Origin of the sequence: Microbacterium sp. E-13 (genome assembly GCF_049912955.1) — a bacterium.
GTDB lineage: Bacteria > Actinomycetota > Actinomycetes > Actinomycetales > Microbacteriaceae > Microbacterium.
Genome location: NZ_CP183973.1, coordinates 1,275,087 through 1,291,310, shown reverse-complemented (window position 1 = coordinate 1,291,310; position 16,224 = coordinate 1,275,087). Strand labels below are relative to the sequence as shown.

Annotated in this window: 18 protein-coding genes and 1 riboswitch; of the genes, 7 read left to right on the top strand and 11 right to left on the bottom strand. The window is 70.1% G+C overall.

From position 1 onward, the window contains the following. The first annotated feature begins 116 nt into the window (after positions 1-116). The 3 genes from ACN9MP_RS05795 to ACN9MP_RS05785 all read left to right on the top strand — a co-directional run bounded on the left by ACN9MP_RS05795 (position 117) and on the right by ACN9MP_RS05785 (position 4,954). Positions 117-1,247 (top strand): glycosyltransferase, encoded by a 1,131-nt coding sequence (locus tag ACN9MP_RS05795; RefSeq protein ID WP_426324417.1) that lies wholly within the window; start codon positions 117-119, stop codon positions 1,245-1,247. Further along, positions 1,244-3,715: a hypothetical protein gene (locus ACN9MP_RS05790; protein WP_426324415.1), complete on the top strand. Its 2,472-nt coding sequence runs from the start codon at positions 1,244-1,246 to the stop codon at positions 3,713-3,715. The genes ACN9MP_RS05795 and ACN9MP_RS05790 overlap by 4 nt, the downstream gene beginning before the upstream one ends. 138 nt (positions 3,716-3,853) lie before the next feature. Beyond that, positions 3,854-4,954 carry a fatty acid desaturase family protein gene (locus ACN9MP_RS05785; protein ID WP_426324413.1) on the top strand — a complete coding sequence of 367 codons (1,101 nt, stop codon included), beginning with the start codon at positions 3,854-3,856 and terminating at the stop codon, positions 4,952-4,954. A 19-nt stretch (positions 4,955-4,973) separates the two neighbouring features. On the opposite strand, the gene ACN9MP_RS05780 is transcribed toward ACN9MP_RS05785, so the two are convergent. Together ACN9MP_RS05780 and ACN9MP_RS05775 are read right to left on the bottom strand one after the other, a co-directional pair. After that, positions 4,974-5,687 (bottom strand): GAF and ANTAR domain-containing protein, encoded by a 714-nt coding sequence (locus tag ACN9MP_RS05780; protein WP_426324411.1) that lies wholly within the window; start codon positions 5,685-5,687, stop codon positions 4,974-4,976. Between the two features lie 22 nt (positions 5,688-5,709). Continuing rightward, positions 5,710-6,411 carry a GAF and ANTAR domain-containing protein gene (locus ACN9MP_RS05775; protein ID WP_426324409.1) on the bottom strand — a complete coding sequence of 234 codons (702 nt, stop codon included), beginning with the start codon at positions 6,409-6,411 and terminating at the stop codon, positions 5,710-5,712. 130 nt (positions 6,412-6,541) lie between these two features. Here ACN9MP_RS05775 and ACN9MP_RS05770 point away from each other — a divergent pair, with 130 nt between their 5' ends. After that, positions 6,542-6,706 carry a hypothetical protein gene (locus ACN9MP_RS05770; protein WP_426324407.1) on the top strand — a complete coding sequence of 55 codons (165 nt, stop codon included), beginning with the start codon at positions 6,542-6,544 and terminating at the stop codon, positions 6,704-6,706. A 10-nt stretch (positions 6,707-6,716) separates the two neighbouring features. Here ACN9MP_RS05770 and ACN9MP_RS05765 read toward each other — a convergent pair whose 3' ends face one another. Continuing rightward, positions 6,717-7,718 (bottom strand): diacylglycerol/lipid kinase family protein, encoded by a 1,002-nt coding sequence (locus tag ACN9MP_RS05765; RefSeq protein WP_426325932.1) that lies wholly within the window; start codon positions 7,716-7,718, stop codon positions 6,717-6,719. After that, on the bottom strand, positions 7,715-8,242 hold the full coding sequence (locus ACN9MP_RS05760) for a hypothetical protein (protein ID WP_426324405.1): 528 nt from the start codon (positions 8,240-8,242) through the stop codon (positions 7,715-7,717). Before ACN9MP_RS05760 ends, ACN9MP_RS05765 begins: the two co-directional genes overlap by 4 nt. Positions 8,243-8,495: 253 nt before the next feature. Between ACN9MP_RS05760 and ACN9MP_RS05755 the strand changes: the two genes are divergently transcribed. From ACN9MP_RS05755 to ACN9MP_RS05745, 3 genes are all read left to right on the top strand, one after another. Next, a complete protein-coding gene (locus tag ACN9MP_RS05755; RefSeq protein WP_426324403.1) occupies positions 8,496-8,621 on the top strand; it encodes a hypothetical protein in 126 nt (41 codons plus the stop codon). 2 nt (positions 8,622-8,623) lie between these two features. Further along, complete coding sequence (locus ACN9MP_RS05750; protein WP_426324401.1) at positions 8,624-9,298, top strand: DUF6766 family protein; 675 nt, start codon at positions 8,624-8,626, stop codon at positions 9,296-9,298. 183 nt (positions 9,299-9,481) lie between these two features. Continuing rightward, on the top strand, positions 9,482-9,820 hold the full coding sequence (locus ACN9MP_RS05745) for an ATP-dependent DNA ligase (RefSeq protein WP_426324399.1): 339 nt from the start codon (positions 9,482-9,484) through the stop codon (positions 9,818-9,820). A gap of 52 nt (positions 9,821-9,872) precedes the next feature. On the opposite strand, the gene ACN9MP_RS05740 is transcribed toward ACN9MP_RS05745, so the two are convergent. The 7 genes from ACN9MP_RS05740 to ACN9MP_RS05710 form a co-directional block, all read right to left on the bottom strand. Continuing rightward, positions 9,873-10,862 carry a cation diffusion facilitator family transporter gene (locus ACN9MP_RS05740; RefSeq protein ID WP_426324397.1) on the bottom strand — a complete coding sequence of 330 codons (990 nt, stop codon included), beginning with the start codon at positions 10,860-10,862 and terminating at the stop codon, positions 9,873-9,875. Then, the gene (locus ACN9MP_RS05735; RefSeq protein ID WP_426324395.1) at positions 10,859-11,329 is read right to left on the bottom strand and encodes a hypothetical protein; all 471 of its coding nucleotides are present in this window, start codon (positions 11,327-11,329) and stop codon (positions 10,859-10,861) included. Before ACN9MP_RS05735 ends, ACN9MP_RS05740 begins: the two co-directional genes overlap by 4 nt. Before the next feature lie 343 nt (positions 11,330-11,672). Continuing rightward, positions 11,673-11,993 (bottom strand): DMT family transporter, encoded by a 321-nt coding sequence (locus ACN9MP_RS05730; protein ID WP_426324393.1) that lies wholly within the window; start codon positions 11,991-11,993, stop codon positions 11,673-11,675. Between the two features lie 10 nt (positions 11,994-12,003). Next, positions 12,004-12,067: riboswitch (guanidine-III (ykkC-III) riboswitch) on the bottom strand. A 47-nt stretch (positions 12,068-12,114) separates the two neighbouring features. Then, on the bottom strand, positions 12,115-13,080 hold the full coding sequence (locus ACN9MP_RS05725) for a CPBP family glutamic-type intramembrane protease (protein WP_426324391.1): 966 nt from the start codon (positions 13,078-13,080) through the stop codon (positions 12,115-12,117). Positions 13,081-13,121: 41 nt separating this feature from the next. Continuing rightward, on the bottom strand, positions 13,122-14,453 hold the full coding sequence (locus ACN9MP_RS05720; RefSeq protein WP_426324389.1) for an MFS transporter: 1,332 nt from the start codon (positions 14,451-14,453) through the stop codon (positions 13,122-13,124). Then, positions 14,450-15,115 (bottom strand): tRNA (guanosine(46)-N7)-methyltransferase TrmB, encoded by a 666-nt coding sequence (gene trmB / locus ACN9MP_RS05715; RefSeq protein ID WP_426325930.1) that lies wholly within the window; start codon positions 15,113-15,115, stop codon positions 14,450-14,452. The genes ACN9MP_RS05720 and trmB overlap by 4 nt, the downstream gene beginning before the upstream one ends. A 257-nt stretch (positions 15,116-15,372) precedes the next feature. After that, the gene (locus ACN9MP_RS05710; RefSeq protein WP_426324387.1) at positions 15,373-16,215 is read right to left on the bottom strand and encodes a DUF3097 domain-containing protein; all 843 of its coding nucleotides are present in this window, start codon (positions 16,213-16,215) and stop codon (positions 15,373-15,375) included. Positions 16,216-16,224 lie beyond the last annotated feature (9 nt).

Sequence of the window (16,224 nt, the reverse complement as noted above, 5' to 3'; positions counted from 1 at the left end):
CCCGGGCGTGGACCGGACCACGGCGACGAAGGCGCGGTTCCACGAGGGATGCCGCCGGCAGACGTCTCGCCATGGCCCGGAGCGAGTCCGCACGGGCACCATCAGAAAGCGCCGTCGTGACCCACTACGGATTCCTCAGCACTTTTCCGCCGACCCGCTGCGGGCTGGCCACCTTCACCCAGTCCCTCTCCGACGCGCTCGTCCGCCCCCACGACGAGGGCACCATCGTGCGGGTGCTCGATGAGCCCGAGGAGCGCGGGCCCCACGATCCCCGTGTACGCAGCCGCGTGCGCACCGAGCTGATCGCCGGCGACAGCCTCAGCACCCTGCGCGCGACCCTGGCTCTGAACTCCTGCGATGTCGCGATCGTGCAGCACGAGTACGGGATCTACGGCGGACCCGACGGAGACCAGGTTCTCGACGTGCTCGCCGCGCTCACCGTCCCGGCGATCGTCGTGCTCCACACCGTGCTCGTGACACCGACGCCGCACCAGCGCGAGGTGCTCATCGAGGTGTGCCGGCGCGCGGCCGTGGTCGTCGTGATGACGACCCGCGCCCGCGACAATCTCGCCGCGATCTACTCGGTCGATCTCGCCCGGGTTCACGTCGTCCCGCACGGCGTGCAGCACGTCGCCCTCCGCGGTCCGAAGCCGCACACCGGCCGCCGGGTCGTCACGTGGGGCCTCCTGTCACCCGGCAAGGGCATCGAGTGGGGCATCCGCGCCATGGCGCAGCTCACCGACCTCACGCCCGATGTCGAGTACGTCGTCGCCGGGCAGACGCACCCCAAGGTGCTCGCCCATGCGGGGGAAAGCTACCGCACCATGCTCGCGGGCCTCGCCGATGACCTCGGCGTCGGGTCGTCCGTGCAGATCGACGGCCGCTACCTCGACGCGCCAGAGCTCGCGGAGCTCATCGCGTCGGCGGATGTCGTGCTCCTGCCGTACGACTCGGTCGACCAGGCGACCTCGGGCGTCCTCGCCGAGGCGGTGGCAGCCGGCGTTCCCGTCGTCGCCACGGCATTCCCCCACGCGGTCGAGTTGCTGTCGAGCGGAGCCGGGACCGTCGTCCCGCACAAGAACCCCGACGCAACCGCGCGGGCGCTCCGCGAGATCATCACCGGCACGTCCGTCGCCGATCGCATGCGCGAAGCCGCGCTCCGCGAGACGAACGAGACGACGTGGTCCGCCGTCGCCGACCGCTACCGCGCAGTCACGGCGCGGCTCGCCGCCGGGCGGGCGGCATGATGAAGGCCTCTCCCCCGTACGAGCACCTGAGGGCGCTGACGGATCACAACGGCGTCTTCGAGCACGCTCTGCTCGACGCGCCCCGCCGCGAGCACGGGTACTGCGTCGACGACGTGGCGCGCGCGCTGATCGTGGTCACGCGCGAGGGGCAGCAGACCGTCGAGCTGCGGAAGATGGCCGCGATCTACCTGCGCTTCCTCGAGTCGGCGGTCCGCGGAGACGGGCTCGCGCACAATCGGATGGGCGTCGACGGAGCGTGGTCCGACGACCCGGCCATGGGCGACTGGTGGGGGCGGCTGCTGTGGGCGCTCGGCACGATCGCCGGCCAGCACGGCGACCCGTGGACCCGCGCCCGAGCGGTGCGGACCTTCCGCATCGCGGCCCGTGAGCGGTCGACGAGCCTGCGGACCCTCGCCTTCGCGGCCCTCGGTGCGGCCGCGATCGTCCGCGTGCGCGGGGACGACCACATCGCCCGGACGCTCCTGCGGGAGTACATCGCAGCGATGCCGGCACTGCCGGACGGGGAGTGGCAGTGGCCCGAACCTCGCCTCGCCTACGGGAACGCTTCCCTCGCGGAAGCGCTGATCGCCGCCGGGAATGCTCTCGATGACGCGGATGCCACGGCCCGGGGTCTGCGGATGCTCGACTTCCTCCTCTCGGTGGAGACATCCGACGAGCGATTCTCCGTGACGGGGACGGCGGGGCGTGGACCCGGCGAGAAGGGGCCGTCGTTCGACCAGCAGCCGCTGGAGCTCGCCGCCCTGGCCGACGCGTGCGCCACGGCATACGCGGTCACCGGCGACCCGGTGTGGCTGCCCCCGATCGCGCGCGCCTGGAGCTGGTTCACCGGCCTCAACGACAGCGGCACGGTCATGTTCGACGACCGGACCGGCGCCGGCTTCGACGGGCTCGAACGCGACGGGAGGAACGAGAACCGTGGCGCCGAATCGACCCTCGCCGCCCTGAGCACCTATCAGCAGGCTCGCCGGCACCGTGCCCTGACGGCGCCCAGCCCTGCCCGCATGCACACGGCGCAGTTGACAGCGCAGCCCGATCGCGTGATCACCCAGTTGTTCCTGCCGGGTGAGGAATGGGCCGGCGATCATTCGCGCGCGGGCGAGATCATCGCGCGCGTCATGGCGATGCCCGCAGATCAGACCGAGACGCTCGCGGCCGGACTCCTCCGGGACTTCGGTGCGCGGCATCCCGACGTCCGCGCCCTCTTCCTGGAGAACGCCGCCGTCGTGAGCTCTCGTCTGGTCGAACCCGTCGACATCAGCCTCGCGCGCCGTCTCGTGATCGGCGCGAGCTTCACCGCGGAGTACGCCGTCGAAGGGGCGGCCCTGTGCAACCCCAGCGCGGTCGAGCATCCCGACCAGACCGGATTGGCGCCCGGCGAGCGACGCGTGGCCCTCGCCCTCCGCCCCATCGGTGAGGGGCACCGCTCCTCCATCGAATTCGCCGAGGCGATCATCGGCCCGGGTCGCCATTGGAGGTTCGTGGAGCGGATGCTTCCGCTGTCGCGTGCCCGGATCGACGAAGGCGACTGGAGCATCGCCCACTTCCGCGCTGCCATCGAGGAGGAGGGGATCGTCAACGAGATCTCGCACAGCGTGCTGCAGGGACTCCCCGAGCGGTTCACCGCGTCGGACGTCGAGGCGTCCGTGGCGGGCCTGCCGACCGCCCTCGCGCGGCGCGCGGACAGCGCACGGCATATCGAGGCGCTGCGCGAGCTGACGAACTCCGTCTACCGCGCCGAGTTCTCCCCGGAGACCGCCCTCAGCCAGCGTGTGCTCACTCCGGTGGCGGCAGAGGAACGCAACGGGATGGAGGACGCGCGATTCGTGCGATTCACCGACCTCGCCGGAGCCACTCACTACCGCGGAACCTACACCGCCTACGACGGCCGCGACATCGCGCCGCGCCTCATCATCACGTCGGATCTGCGCACGTTCGACATCCATCGTCTGACCGGCGACGCCGCTCAGGACAAGGGGATGGCGCTGTTCCCCCGCCCCGTGGGCGGGAGGTATCTCGCGCTCAGCCGAACCGGGGGCGAGGACATCTCGCTGGCGGAGTCCTCCGACGGCGTGATCTGGAGCCGGGCGGGAATCATCCACGCCCCGGCGGAGGGCTGGGAGATCGTCCACACCGGCAACTGCGGGCCGCCCCTGGAGACGCCGCACGGCTGGATCGTGCTCGTTCACGGTGTGGGCCCGATGCGCATATACTCACTCGGCGCGATGCTCCTCGATCTCGATGACCCGACGATCGTCCTCGGGCGCACGTCGATTCCGATCCTGCAGCCGGTCGGCGACCGTCGCGACGGCTACGTGCCGAACGTCGTGTACTCCTGCGGCGGGCTCATCGTGGATGACGTGATCTGGGTCCCGATCGGCATCGGAGACGCGCGCATCGGGGTCTGCTCGATCGAGGTCGACGAGCTCCTCGCGCACCTGGTTCCCTAGCCCGAGATCCCGTTCGAAGGCGCCTTCGTGTTTCCTGCATGGAAGGACCCGCGCGCGATATCGGGAGTACCCTGAGACCAGATGGCCCGGACCCTGTCATTGGCGCACGGAGTGCGCTCCGACTGACAGGAGCAGACGATGGCCATCACCGATTCCGGGTCACGCGCCGCAGGCGTGCGATCCACGACGCCGAAGGCGCCGAATCTCTACACCGATCTGTCGCAGATGGTGACCGGGAGCGGCCTCATGCGCCGGCGCTACGGCTACTACTGGACCAAGCTCATCGCCGCACCGATCGCGCTCGCCGGCGTCCTCGTCGTCTTCGTGCTCCTCGGTGACACCTGGTGGCAGCTGGTCACCGCGGGCGTGCTCTCCGTCCTGCTCACGCAGGTCGCGATGCTCGGACACGACGCCGCGCATCGCCAGATCTTCCGCTCCGGCCGGTGGAACGACTGGACCAGCCTCGTCGTGGGGAACCTTCTCGTGGGCATGAGCTACGGCTGGTGGCAGCACAAGCACACGCGGCATCACGCCAACCCGAACAAGGTGGGCAGCGATCCGGATATCGAGCTCCCGGTCATCTCGTTCACCCCCGAGCAGGCGGACCGCCGGCGCGCGAGTCGCAGCGGGCCGCTGCGCTGGCTGATCGCACACCAGGGCGTGCTGTTCTTCCCGATCCTGCTGCTCGAGGGGCTTTCGCTCCACGCATCGAGCGTGCGGCGGGTCTTCTCGCGCGAGCAGCTTCGACGCCGTCCGGTCGAGATCGCCTTCCTCGCGGTGCGGATCATCGGGTACATCGTGCTCGTCTTCCTCGTGCTGTCCCCGGGGATCGCGTTCCCCTTCCTCGCCGTGCAGCTCGGCCTGTTCGGCGTCTACATGGGAATGTCGTTCGCCCCCAATCACAAGGGGATGCCGCTCGTCCCGGCCGAGGCGAAGGTCGACTTCCTCCGCCGCCAGGTGCTCATGAGCCGCAACGTCCGCGGGAGCCGGCTGCTGGACACGGTTATGGGAGGACTCAACTACCAGATCGAGCATCACCTGTTCCCGTCGATGCCCCGGCCGCACCTTCGGCAGGCGTCGGGGATGATCCGCGAGTTCTGCGCGGAGCACGGCGTGCAGTACACCGAGACGGGCCTCTGGCAGTCCTACGGAATCGTCGTCCGCTACATCAACAGGGTCGGGCTCGGCGAACGCGACCCCTTCGCGTGCCCGCTGCTCGAGCAACGGCAAGCGATCTAGCTCTCCGCCCAGCCGAGGGTCAGAGCGACAGTCGCCCGTCGACGACGTCGCGCGCGACGACGCCGATGCGCGTCTGCGTGGACCGGGCGTGGCCCCGGATGCGCGCGAACGCCTCGTCCATGCCGATGTTCTGCATCTGGGCGAGGTATCCCTTGGCCTGCTCGATCACCACCCGGCTGTCCAGCGCCCGCTGGAGCTGAGCCTGTGCGAGCTCGGACTCCTCGACCAGCCGCTGCTGCAGGATGCTGATGGTGGCGATATCCGCCAGTGCCTGCGCGGCGGCGGCATCGGCCGCATTCAGCGCCCCCGGCTCATCGCGGAACAGGTTCAGAGATCCGAGCGTCGAGTCGCGCAGCCGCAGCGGGATCGCGTGGATCGACGTGAACCCGGACGCACGCGCATCGGCGGCGAACGCGGGCCAGCGATGGGCGATCTGGTCGATGTCGCCGACCGAGACGACCTCGCCCGCTGTCGCGGCCTCGACGCAGGGGCCGGCACCGACCCGCAGTTGCATCAGCTCGACGAGTTCGCTCCGCTCGCTGGTCGAGGCGATCACTTCGAGCCGGTTGGACGGGCTGAGCAGGAGGATGCCGGCAGCCGAGGCGTCGAACAGCGAGATGCAGTCGTCGACGAGTCTCTGGAGCACATCGACGACGTCGAAGTCGTCGACCAGGGAGTCCGCCAGGGTGACGAAGGTTCCCAGCAGCTGATGCTCGCGCGTGAGCGCCGTCATGCCGTCATCCTAAGCCTTGGGGTCACAGGTTCAGGTCGAGTCGGCGCGCGATCACATCGGCCGCGACGTCGCGCACCGGACGCCCCGCGGCGTAGGCGTGGCCGCGGAGGAGCATGAGGGCGTCATCCACGCCGATCCGGTTCCTCGCTGCGACCATTCCGGTCGCCTGGTGCACCTCACGACGGGAGTACTGCTCGTCCTCCGCGTCGTCGTCCGACCCCTCCAGACGGCTCAGCGCCCTCCTGAGCAGAGTGCCGGAGACGATGGCGGCCAGACCGCTCATCCGTTCGACGTCGACGCCGGACAACTCGCGGGCGTTCCTCGAATAGAGGGCGATCGAGCCGATCCCGACGGTGCTGACGAACAGGGGAAAGGCGAAGAGCGCACCCACGTCGAGCTCTCGCAGGGCGGCCCAGGTGCCGGGCCACTGCGCCCCGCCGTCGACCTGGAGGTCGGACACGGTCACGGGAAGCCTCGTGCGCAGGGCCTCCCAGGACGGCCCCTCGCCGAGGTCGATCTGGATCTCGTCGATCCGCGCGCCGAGGTTCGTGCTCGCGCACACCGTCTCGGAACCCATCGGCTCGCCGAGCGTGGAAACGACGGCGCCGGGCATCGAGACGGCGGCTCGCAACGGCGAGCACAGGTCACCGGTGCCGTCGGCGGCGAGCGCGGCAGCTGCGATCGCGAAGGCATCGCCCCGCTGCTCACCGCCTGTCGTGGGCATCTCCTGCGCCGCCGTTCTCTGAGAAGGACCAGGCGCGGGGTCTCGGTGCCCTATCCCTGAGAGTACACGCGCCGTGAGCGCCACGGCTGCGCTCTGTCATAAGCCGGGGGACGAGCGTACGGTGAGGATCATGTGGACAGTCCTTCTGATCCTCCTGGTGGCCTGGGTGCTGCTGTCGATCGTCGGGTTCGTCTTCGAAGGCCTGATGTGGCTGGGCATCATCGGCATCGTGCTCTTCGTCGGCACCGTCATCTTCGGGATCCTCCGCCAGCGGGCCCGCCGAACCAAGCCATGATCGCGCGGTCTCACGACCCGTTCGGTGAGGGCGTTCCGACGCGGACGCGCAGCGCGCCCGGGCCGACGCTGATGCGCGCGCGGACGACGTGTCCGAAAGGGTCGCCGTCCAGTTCCACGGCGTGGGGGGCTTCGAACCGCACCTCGAACTGCGTGCCCTGCACGTAGCCGAGCGCGTGGATCTCCGGCGACCGCGAGAGCCATCGCCGGGTGATCCGGGAGCGACGCGCAGCGTTCTGGAGCGTGAGCCTGGTTCCGATCCGCGCCCAGCCGAACCGGCCCCCCGGGCGCATGATGACGACGTCCAGGAGCCCGTCGTCGATGACCGCGGCAGGGATCAGCAGCATGTTCCCGGTGAGGGTCCCGCAGTTGCCCACGATGACCGTGTGCGCGCGGGTGGACCTGCTGCGTCCGCCATCGATGCGGTACGTCAGATGGAAGAGCCGATTGGCGATGATCGACCGCGCGATCGGCGTGACGTACGCGAACCACCCGAGGCGCTTCTTCGCGATCGCACTGGTGTCGTGCGCCATCCGCGCGTCGAGGCCGATCCCCGCCATCACCATGAACACGTGCGTGCTCCGGACGCCGTCTTCGTCTTCCACCTCCGCGACCCCCACGTCGACCACGCGGTCGATGCCCGTGAAGGCGGCCGCGACATTGGCGGGGATGTCGTTGAGCGGTGTGCCGAGGTCGCGGGCGAGCAGATTGCCCGTGCCGGCGGGCACCAGCGCGACCGGGATGCCGGTGTCGCGCAGCGCCTCGGCCGCGGCGCGGACGGTGCCGTCGCCGCCGGCGACGATCACGACAGCGGCGCCTCCCGCTGCTGCCTGCTCGGCGGCCGCGCGACCGCCATCGTCGCTCGCGGTCTCATGCCACTGCGTCGGCGTCCACTCCAGACGTCGCTCATGCTCGGCCACCGCCGCGCGGATGCGTTCCAGCGGCGCCTTCGTCGGGTTGTAGACGACCGCCGCGTGGGGTCGTCCGTCGCCCGTCTGCTCCTTCGTGCTCAGTGGCCGTGCCCGCCCTCGGTCCGCCAGCTGTCGATCTGCTCCCGATCCTTCGCGGCGCCGGCCGCCGGGTCGCCCGAGGCCGGGACCTGGAACGTGATGGATTCCGCGAGCGCCGCCACCGCGGCTGCGCGGGCTTGCTCGCTCTCCGCCGCATCGTGGAACTTCAGGGCCGCGGCATCCTGTCGTGCTCGCACCCCCGCGGTGATCTCCGCCAGCCGATTCGCCAGCACCCCGGCCAGTCCGTCCCGGAGCTCCTCGAGGTTCGTGTTCGCGATTACCAGTCGACGGTCAGACACCGTCAGCTCGACGGTCGGGTAACCGGCCCTCGCGAGTCGATCCCGAGTCTCACTGCCCAGGATCTCCGTCACCTCGTCGCGTTCCGGGCGGCGGCTGAAGACCGCCTCCACGGTGTAGCGCTCCGGGGCGTGGTCTGTCAGCAGCGCGGCAGGCAGCGAACCCACCAGCACCGTTCCCAGGCCCAGCGCGGCGACATCGGCGCCGCTCGTTCGTGTCTGTGTCTCCATGATCGAACGATACGCGTCGTACATGTGTAGCTCTCAGGTTCATGAGCAGTCGACTGTCAGCGAACCCCCGCGACACGTCGTCTCCGAGATGTCCTGATGTTGCACCCAGATGGACCTCACCGGACGGTGCAGCCCGGACGCGGCCGTACGACGGAACCGGTTCCGCCCCCATGTCAAGCGCCTACTCCGGCAATCGCCCTCCGCTCAAGATGAGCCTCGACGTCACGTCGACGTCGAAGGAAGGGAGTACGCCATGGTGGACTTCACCCCCGAGGAGGAAGGTGCTCGCCGGGGCGAGGCCGTCGTGTTCTGGTCGTGGATCGGGGTGCTCGCGGTGGGACTCGCCTACATGATCGTGCTCCCGTTGACGGGGCGATGACCATGCGTCCGCTTCGTGACAACGCCCTGAGCCTCGCGTTCGGCGCCATCTTCGTGCTCGCGCTGATCGGGCAGTCGATCGCCGGGTACTTGGAGAACAACGAGCAGCTGCAGCAGCACGGCATGTCGCCGGAGAGCTTCGGCGCGTTCCTGACCTCGTCGGACTTCGTCGTGGACGTGGCCGAGAACTGGCAGTCGGAGTTCCTGCAGTTCTTCCTTTTCATCGCCGCCACGATCTGGCTGGTCCAGCGCGGCTCCCCGGAGTCCAAGAAGCCCGGAGACGAGGGGATCGGAAGTGACAAGGAGCAGCTGGTCGGCCGGCACGCACGACCTGACTCCCCGTCATGGGCGAGGGCGCGCGGCATCCGTCAGACCGTCTACTCGAACTCGCTGCTGCTGGTGATGGGCGGGGTGTTCCTGCTGTCGTGGCTGGCGCAGTCGCTGGCCGGCACGGTCGTGATGAACGAGGAGAACGCCGAGCACGGACAGCCGGCCATCACGTGGCTCGAATACCTCGTCACACCGGACTTCTGGAACCGCACGCTGCAGAACTGGCAGTCCGAGTTCCTCGCGGTCGGGGCCATGATCGCCCTGTCGATCTTCCTTCGTCAGCGCGGATCGAGCGAGTCCAAGCCGGTGGGCGCCCCGCACCACGAGTCGGCCGTCTCGTCCGAGTGAGGTCGCCGACCTTCAGCTCGGTTCCCCACCCGCCGAGCGCGCGGCACCATCCGGCATCCCGGCCGGTGTCAAGGGCTGGTGGGCCCTGGTTCGGGGGAGGACCATGGACGATGGAGCTGATCGACGTCCGCCATTTCGCGCCCCCTTCGCTTCGGCCGTCGGCAGCCCCGCAGGAGGCCCATCATGGGCAAGCTGATCTACGAGGGCACCGTGAAGGTCGATTTCGACGACAGGACACTCGCGCACATCCAGCTGGTGATCGGCACGAAGCTGCGGCGGGGAGAGCCGTTCCACTTCACCTGGCGAGACGATGCCAGCATCGGCGATGGACGCACCACCATCTGGGTCCACCCGCAGTGCGCACTGGTCTACAAGTTCTACGGCAGCCGCAAACCGCAGCTGAATCCCGCGTGGATCGACGCCCTCGCCTACACGGCGAACTCGCCCAGCGGGCTCTATCTCGTGCCCGAGCCCGCGATGCCCGCGGCTCATCCCGAGAACGAGCCCGACCTGGTCGGGTGAACGGCGAAGGGCTCGCTGTCGGCCCGGCTGACGGCGAGGCGGATGCCGCCCCTCACGCGTCGCGCGCTGAGGCCTGGTGGTTTGCCGGCTCCGCCTCGTCGGGCAGAGTCGCCACCGGGATGACGACCACGTCCTGCACCTTCCAGTCCAGCCGCATGATCGCGTCGCGCGTCTCTTCGAGTTCGGCGACGCTCAGGTCGCCGCCCTGGGGCACGGCGAAGACCTCCACGTGGAACACCTGCCCCATGTCGCGCATGCGCACCGCCGCATCGCGGACCCAGGGGAACTCCAGGGCGCGGTTCCCGATGCGCGCGATGAGGGGATGGGGTCGCGCGTCGTCCTCCGTGCGAGCGCGCTGGTCGATGAGATCGCGGACGGCCCCACGGCTGTTGCGCCAGCCGTCCCACACGATGCCCACCGAGATGAAGAGGGCGGCAGCGCCGTCGAGCCACCACAGCCCGACGCCGACGCCCAGCACGCCGACGATCGACGCGACCGTGGACGTCCAGTCGGCTTTGGCCATGTCCGCATCCGCGTACAGCACCTTGTTGTGCAGCGTGGGTGCCAGTTTCGCCTTGGCGTGCCCGTAGAAGAACGGGCCGATGACGGTCACCGTCATGACCGCGACCATGAACCAGCCGAGCCAGATGGTGTGGCCGAAGACGTAGACGGTGCCGATCGACGGATGGTCGGCCCGCACCAGGCTGCTGATCGCCTCGTAGGCGAGGTCGCCGCCGACCGCGAGGAGGGCGACCCCGGCGACGAGATGCCCCACGCCCATGACTCGGTGATGGCCGAACGGGAAGGCCCGCGTCGGCCGGCGGCGGATGAAGAGCAGGGCGATGAGGAAGGAGATCTGCGGGATCAGCGACAGCATGTCCTCGATCCACGCTGTCTTCATCGCCTGCGACCCGCCCACCACGAGGGCGATCAGCGCGATCGTCACGATGCTGTAGCCGATCGTGAACCACTCCCAGCGGATCGCGCTGCGCAAGGCCTTCTGCTGCGCGGCCGGCAGATCGGTGCGCCCCATCGTCTTCATCCCGCCACCTGCTTGTCGAGATATCCCTCGATGGCCGCCTGCCAGGCGTTCTCACCCATCGGCAGGAGCAGGACGACGGGGCCATGCGCTCCCGGAACGGTGTCGTATGCGCGTGTCACGGCCACCCGCTGCGACCACGGCGTGGCATCGGTCATGCCGCCGACCGCGAGATCGAGGTCGCCGCTCTCCAGGTCGTCGACGAGGTCCTCCTCGCTGCCGATCGTCCAGGTGACCTTCGCGTCCATCGACTCGGCGAAGTCCTCCACGAGGCCGGCGAGCGATCCACCGACCGTCTTGCCGTCGACGGTGACCAAGCTGCCCGATGGCGAGGCTCCGGCCCGCAACTCGCCGCCGTGCACGCGTTCGAGCGTGCCCTGCGGGTCGCTCGGAACCGTGACGCCGCATCCCGACGCGCACAGCGCGATCGCCAGCAGGGGCACGCTCCACACGCGTCGCCACCGGCTCATGCTCCGAGTGTCCCGCCGGACGGCGGCCGCCGGGGAGCGTCTTGACCCTCCCGGACGTGCCTGCTAGCGGGTCGGCGAACCTCGCCGAGGCTCCGGCTTCGGACGAGAGCCCCGGCGGGCCCGGCGCAAAATGATGATCCCCTCGGTGCCGAAGCGCCGGGGGGATCGTCGATGCGATTTCTGGTTTCTGTGTTCCGGGTCCCCTTCGGGTCCTACGTTTCCGGTTTCCGTCGCACTATCGAATCTCCTCCTGCCTCCCCTGGTCGTCAAGGGGTCTCGCGGAATTCGTCTCACCGTCAGCTTGAAGGTGAAGGATCGGGCGGGTCGCAGGCGACTCAGCGGGCTACTCGTGGCCCACGATCTTCAGCCCGATGACGCAGCCGACGAGTCCGAGGATCAGCATCAGCTTGACGATCGAGAAGGCCTCGGCGCCCGTGATCGTGGCGTAGGCGACGGTCAGCGACGCGCCGATCCCGACCCAGACGGCGTACGCGGTGCCGGTGGAGATGTCGCGCATCGCCCACGCGAGGCCGCCCATGCTGGCGACGAGCGCGACGCCGAAGATCACCGAGGGCCAGAGCTTCGTGAAGCCTTCGGTCTTGCCGAGCGCGGTGGCCCATACGGCCTCGAGGATGCCCGAGAGGATGAGGATGACCCACGGCATGACTGCGCCTCCTGGCCAGTCTTGTCGCTCACCGGGTACTGATCCGTCGTCCGGGGATCCGGTCCGGATCCGCGGCCCACGCTACCCGGCCGGCCTGGGCAGGTTCTGTGCAGCGGAGGCCTCAGACGAGGAAGAGACCGTCGAGCACGCCCGGGTTGTGCGCGTGGACCAGCACGAGGAAGACGACCGCGTCGAAGAGCAGGTGCACGGTGACGACGTAGGTGAGGGACCGGGTCTTCATGAAGATGAAGCCCTGCAGAAAGGCGAACGGAATGGTGAGGAGCGGTCCCCACGCCTGGTAGCCGAGCTCCCACAGGAACGACACGAAGACCACCGACTGCAGCATGTTCGCCTGCCAGAAGGGGAAGTGCCGCCGCAGGAGCGCGAGACAGGTGCAGATGAAGAACAGCTCGTCCCAGATCCCGACCGCGCCCACACCGACGAACAGGCGCGCGATGAGCTCCGGCGTGTCGACGACCGGCCAGTTCAGGTAGACGCCCGAGGTGATGAAGTAGAACGGCAGGATCAGCCAGCCGAGCACGAGCACCGCCACGAGCCACGTCCATTGGAACGCCGTCCACCGTCCGCCGCCTCGCCAGGGGAACCGGATCGCGTGGTCCCCGTAGACCCAGCGCGAGATCGCGTAGGGCACCGCGACGGCGCCGCCGAGGGCGAGCGCGAAACGCAGGATCGACAGGTCGTCCAGCTCGGCCTTGAGCGGGATCGCGCTGACGATGAGCAGTCCCGCGGCGATGAGCGAGAGGTCGCGCAGCAGCGACGGGGGACGGATGCTGCTCCCCCGCGCGGTCGCTGTGCCACCGAGAACGCGCGAACGCACCGTATCGGAACCCGCGGGGGTGCTGTCGTGCGTTCTCGTCGGATCGGCCCGTCGCGCGAGAGGCTCAGCATCCGTCCGTTCCGCCGCCAGCGCGACCAGCAGGCCCGCCGCCAGCAGCACCCAGCCGAGCCACGGCACGCGCACGACGAAGAAGGCCGGAGCGGCCAGGCACACGAGGAGGGCCGGCACCAGCCGCCACGACCACGCGGCGACCGTCGGCGAGGGCGGGGCGTCGGGGTGTGCGGGCATGCGCGGCGGCTCCGGAATGTCGAGCGGGTGGTCGGACGGGCTCAGTGGTCGAGCGGGTGGTCGATCTCATCCTTCGGCATCCGGGCGACGAGGTAGGCCAGCACGCCGAGGACCGACGGGATCACTCCCGCCGCGATGAAGATCGCCTCGACCGGCACCACCTGCGCGAGCGGACCTGCGAGCGCCATCGACAGCGGCATGAGGGCGAGCGAGACGAAGAAGTCCAGGCTCGAGATGCGCCCGAGCATGTGCCGTGGTACGCGGCGCTGCAGGAGGGTGCCCCAGATCACGTTGCCGTAGCTGAAGCCGAAGCCCACCAGGAACAGGCACGACGCCATGAGCCAGTACTCGTGCGTGATGCCGACGACGGCGAAGGGCAGCGTGCTCACCGCCCAGACGCCCATCATCACCGTCAGGTAGCGGCGCGGCAGCTTCATCGACGACACCACGATCGACCCGAGCACGCCGCCGATGCCGTAGACGGCGAGGAGGAAGCCGAAGAGGCGCGGGTCCTCGCCGATGCGCTCGCGCGTGACGAAGGGGAGCAGCACCTCCTCGGGTCCGAGGAACACCAGCACCCAGCCCGTCGCGAAGAGCAGCGTCCACAGCAGCCAGGGCGTCCGGAGGGTGAACACCACCGCCTCGCGCAGGTCGTGGAACACGCCGCGCACCCCCTCCGGCGCTTCCCGCTCCTCGCCGTGAGCCACGGGCGGCTCGGGCCTCACGAACAGCAGCAGCACGAGCGCGAGCGCGTGCGCCGCGACGACGCCCCAGGCCGCGTGCGCGGGCGCGAGCACCGCGGCGACGAGGAGGCCGGCGGCGGCCGGTCCGGCAGCCTGCTGCAGCGCCGGGCGGATGGCACCCTCCAGCCCGTTCGCCGCGAGCAGCTGGGCGGGCGGCAGGATGCGCGGGAGGATCGCGCTGTACGCGGGGAAGAAGAACCCGGCGCCCGCGCCGAGGACGAACGCCACGACGGCGAGGTGCGGGATCGTGACCACGCCGAACACGCCGGCCACCGCGATCGAGGTGATGGCGAGCAGGTTCACCAGCTCGACGATGCGCAGCAGGATCCGCCGCGCGACCCGGTCGGCGGCGATGCCTCCCGGGATGGCGCAGAGCAGCAGGCCCACGGCGTTCGCCGCGGCGACGATCGAAAGCTCGACGGGACCGCCGCCGGCGCCGATGACCGTGTAGACCATGACGACCGCCCACATGCCGGCGCCGAAGATCGAGAGCACGACCGCACCGAACAGCATGCGGAAGTCGCGGTGCGCGAGCGGTCGCACGAAGCGCCAGCGATCGCGCGGTGCGGTCGCTCCGTCCGGCCCGGGGAGAGGCTCGGGGCCGGTGAGAGGTCCCGGCGATCCGCTCATGACCTCGGGCGACGGCGATACGACAGATCGCGGATGTCGCGTCCCACCCGGGCGCCCTTGCGCTCGAACGCCGTGAGCACGCGCCCGTCGAAGCGTGGCGCCCACTCCCCCTCGAACGCCGGCTCGAAGTCGGGGGCGACGGCCATTACCTCGCGCATCTGCAGCGCGTAGTCCTCCCAGTCGGTCGCGAGGCGCAGCATCCCGCCGTCCTTCAGCGCCGCCGCGGCGACCGCCGGGAACCCCTCCGCGATCAGGCGCCGCTTGGTGTGCTTCTTCTTGTGCCACGGGTCGGGGAAGAACACCCACAGTTGGTCGACGGATGCTGCGGGCAGCAGGTGCTGCAGCACCTCGGGCGCGTTCGCCTCGACGAGCCGGAGGTTGCCCGCACCGGCGCGGTCGGCGTCGAGCATCGTACGGGCGAGGCCGGCGCGGAACACCTCGATGGCGAGGAAGTCCGTCCCGGGGTGCGACGTGGCGGCGTGCACGATCGCGTGGCCCTGACCCGATCCGATCTCGACCACGAGCGGCGCGTCGCGGCCCCACACCTCGGCGGGCTCGATCGCCGAGCCGGGCAGGATGCTGGTCGCCGCGAGGTCGCGCGGCACTTCGATCACGAAGCGCGGCGCGAGCTCGGACCAGGCGCGCTCCTGGGCGTCCGACATCCGTCCGCTGCGGCGCACGAACGACACCGGCCTCTCACGGAAGGTGCGGGGGTCGGGGTTCGTCACCTCTCCAGGCTACCGAGGGCCTCCCGGCGGCCGCGTCCCCCGTCCGCGTCCCGGCGACTGCGTTCCGCGCCCGTGAGACAACACTGCGCCGCCGAGACCCTGGGCAGATCCCACGGTCTCGGCGGCGGACTGTCGTCTCACGGGCGCGCGGGGCGCGCGGGGCGCGCGGGGCGCGCGGGGGGACGCGAGAGTCAGGACGGGACGGTGACGAAGTCGATGAGCTCCTCGACGCGGCCGAGGAACGCCGGCTCCAGGTCGCGGTAGCTCTTCACCGAGGCGAGGATGCGCTGCCACGCGCGCGCGATGTCGGCCTGGTCGCGGGCCGGCCAGCCGAGCGCGCGGCAGACCCCCGCCTTGAACTCCACGCCGCGTGGCACCTCCGGCCACCGCTCGATGCCCACGGCGCGCGGGGTGACGCACTGCCAGACGTCGATCCACGGGTGACCGACGATCAGCACATGGGCGCCGTGGCGGCCGCGACCGATCGTCTCGGCGATGCGCGACTCCTTCGAGCCGGGCACGAGGTGGTCCACCAGCACGCCGTACCGGCGCTGAGCGGATGGCGGCTCCTCATCGAGCGCGGCGGCGAGCAGGTCGATCCCCTGGAGGTACTCGACGACCACGCCCTCCTCGCGGAGGTCGTCGCCCCACACGCGCTCGACGAGCTCCGCGTCGTGCCGGCCCTCGACGAGGATGCGACTGGCGCGAGCGGTCCTGGCCCGCGACTCGGCGGCGGCGAACGATCCCGACGCCGTACGCCTCGGTCCGGTCTGCGCCGGCGACGCGACCGGGCGTTCGAGCACGACGTCGCGCCCGTCGATGAGGAACCCCGCGCCCAGCGGGAACAGGCGGCGCCGACCGCCGCGGTCCTCGAGCTCGACCATGCCGCCCGAGGCTCCGACGACCGCGCCGCAGAATCCGTCGTCGGCGACCTCGACCACCAGATCACGGGATGCCGCCACCCGCGGCAGCTCGCGCACCCCGTGGCCCTTCCATCCCGTGGCCAGCACATCGGCACCGTAGCGATCGTCCATCGTCCTCCT

Bases quoted from the DNA above. Each gene is read 5' to 3' on its own strand.
- ACN9MP_RS05790 (WP_426324415.1), top strand. From the start codon at position 1,244: ATGATGAAGGCCTCTCCCCCGTACGAGCACCTGAGGGCGCTGACGGAT.
- ACN9MP_RS05785 (WP_426324413.1), top strand. From the start codon at position 3,854: ATGGCCATCACCGATTCCGGGTCACGCGCCGCAGGCGTGCGATCCACG.
- ACN9MP_RS05780 (WP_426324411.1), bottom strand. From the start codon at position 5,687: ATGACGGCGCTCACGCGCGAGCATCAGCTGCTGGGAACCTTCGTCACC.
- ACN9MP_RS05775 (WP_426324409.1), bottom strand. From the start codon at position 6,411: ATGCCCACGACAGGCGGTGAGCAGCGGGGCGATGCCTTCGCGATCGCA.
- ACN9MP_RS05770 (WP_426324407.1), top strand. From the start codon at position 6,542: ATGTGGACAGTCCTTCTGATCCTCCTGGTGGCCTGGGTGCTGCTGTCG.
- ACN9MP_RS05760 (WP_426324405.1), bottom strand. From the start codon at position 8,242: ATGGAGACACAGACACGAACGAGCGGCGCCGATGTCGCCGCGCTGGGC.
- ACN9MP_RS05755 (WP_426324403.1), top strand. From the start codon at position 8,496: ATGGTGGACTTCACCCCCGAGGAGGAAGGTGCTCGCCGGGGCGAGGCC.
- ACN9MP_RS05750 (WP_426324401.1), top strand. From the start codon at position 8,624: ATGCGTCCGCTTCGTGACAACGCCCTGAGCCTCGCGTTCGGCGCCATC.
- ACN9MP_RS05745 (WP_426324399.1), top strand. From the start codon at position 9,482: ATGGGCAAGCTGATCTACGAGGGCACCGTGAAGGTCGATTTCGACGAC.
- ACN9MP_RS05740 (WP_426324397.1), bottom strand. From the start codon at position 10,862: ATGAAGACGATGGGGCGCACCGATCTGCCGGCCGCGCAGCAGAAGGCC.
- ACN9MP_RS05735 (WP_426324395.1), bottom strand. From the start codon at position 11,329: ATGAGCCGGTGGCGACGCGTGTGGAGCGTGCCCCTGCTGGCGATCGCG.
- ACN9MP_RS05730 (WP_426324393.1), bottom strand. From the start codon at position 11,993: ATGCCGTGGGTCATCCTCATCCTCTCGGGCATCCTCGAGGCCGTATGG.
- ACN9MP_RS05725 (WP_426324391.1), bottom strand. From the start codon at position 13,080: ATGCCCGCACACCCCGACGCCCCGCCCTCGCCGACGGTCGCCGCGTGG.
- ACN9MP_RS05720 (WP_426324389.1), bottom strand. From the start codon at position 14,453: ATGAGCGGATCGCCGGGACCTCTCACCGGCCCCGAGCCTCTCCCCGGG.
- trmB (WP_426325930.1), bottom strand. From the start codon at position 15,115: ATGTCGGACGCCCAGGAGCGCGCCTGGTCCGAGCTCGCGCCGCGCTTC.
- ACN9MP_RS05710 (WP_426324387.1), bottom strand. From the start codon at position 16,215: ATGGACGATCGCTACGGTGCCGATGTGCTGGCCACGGGATGGAAGGGC.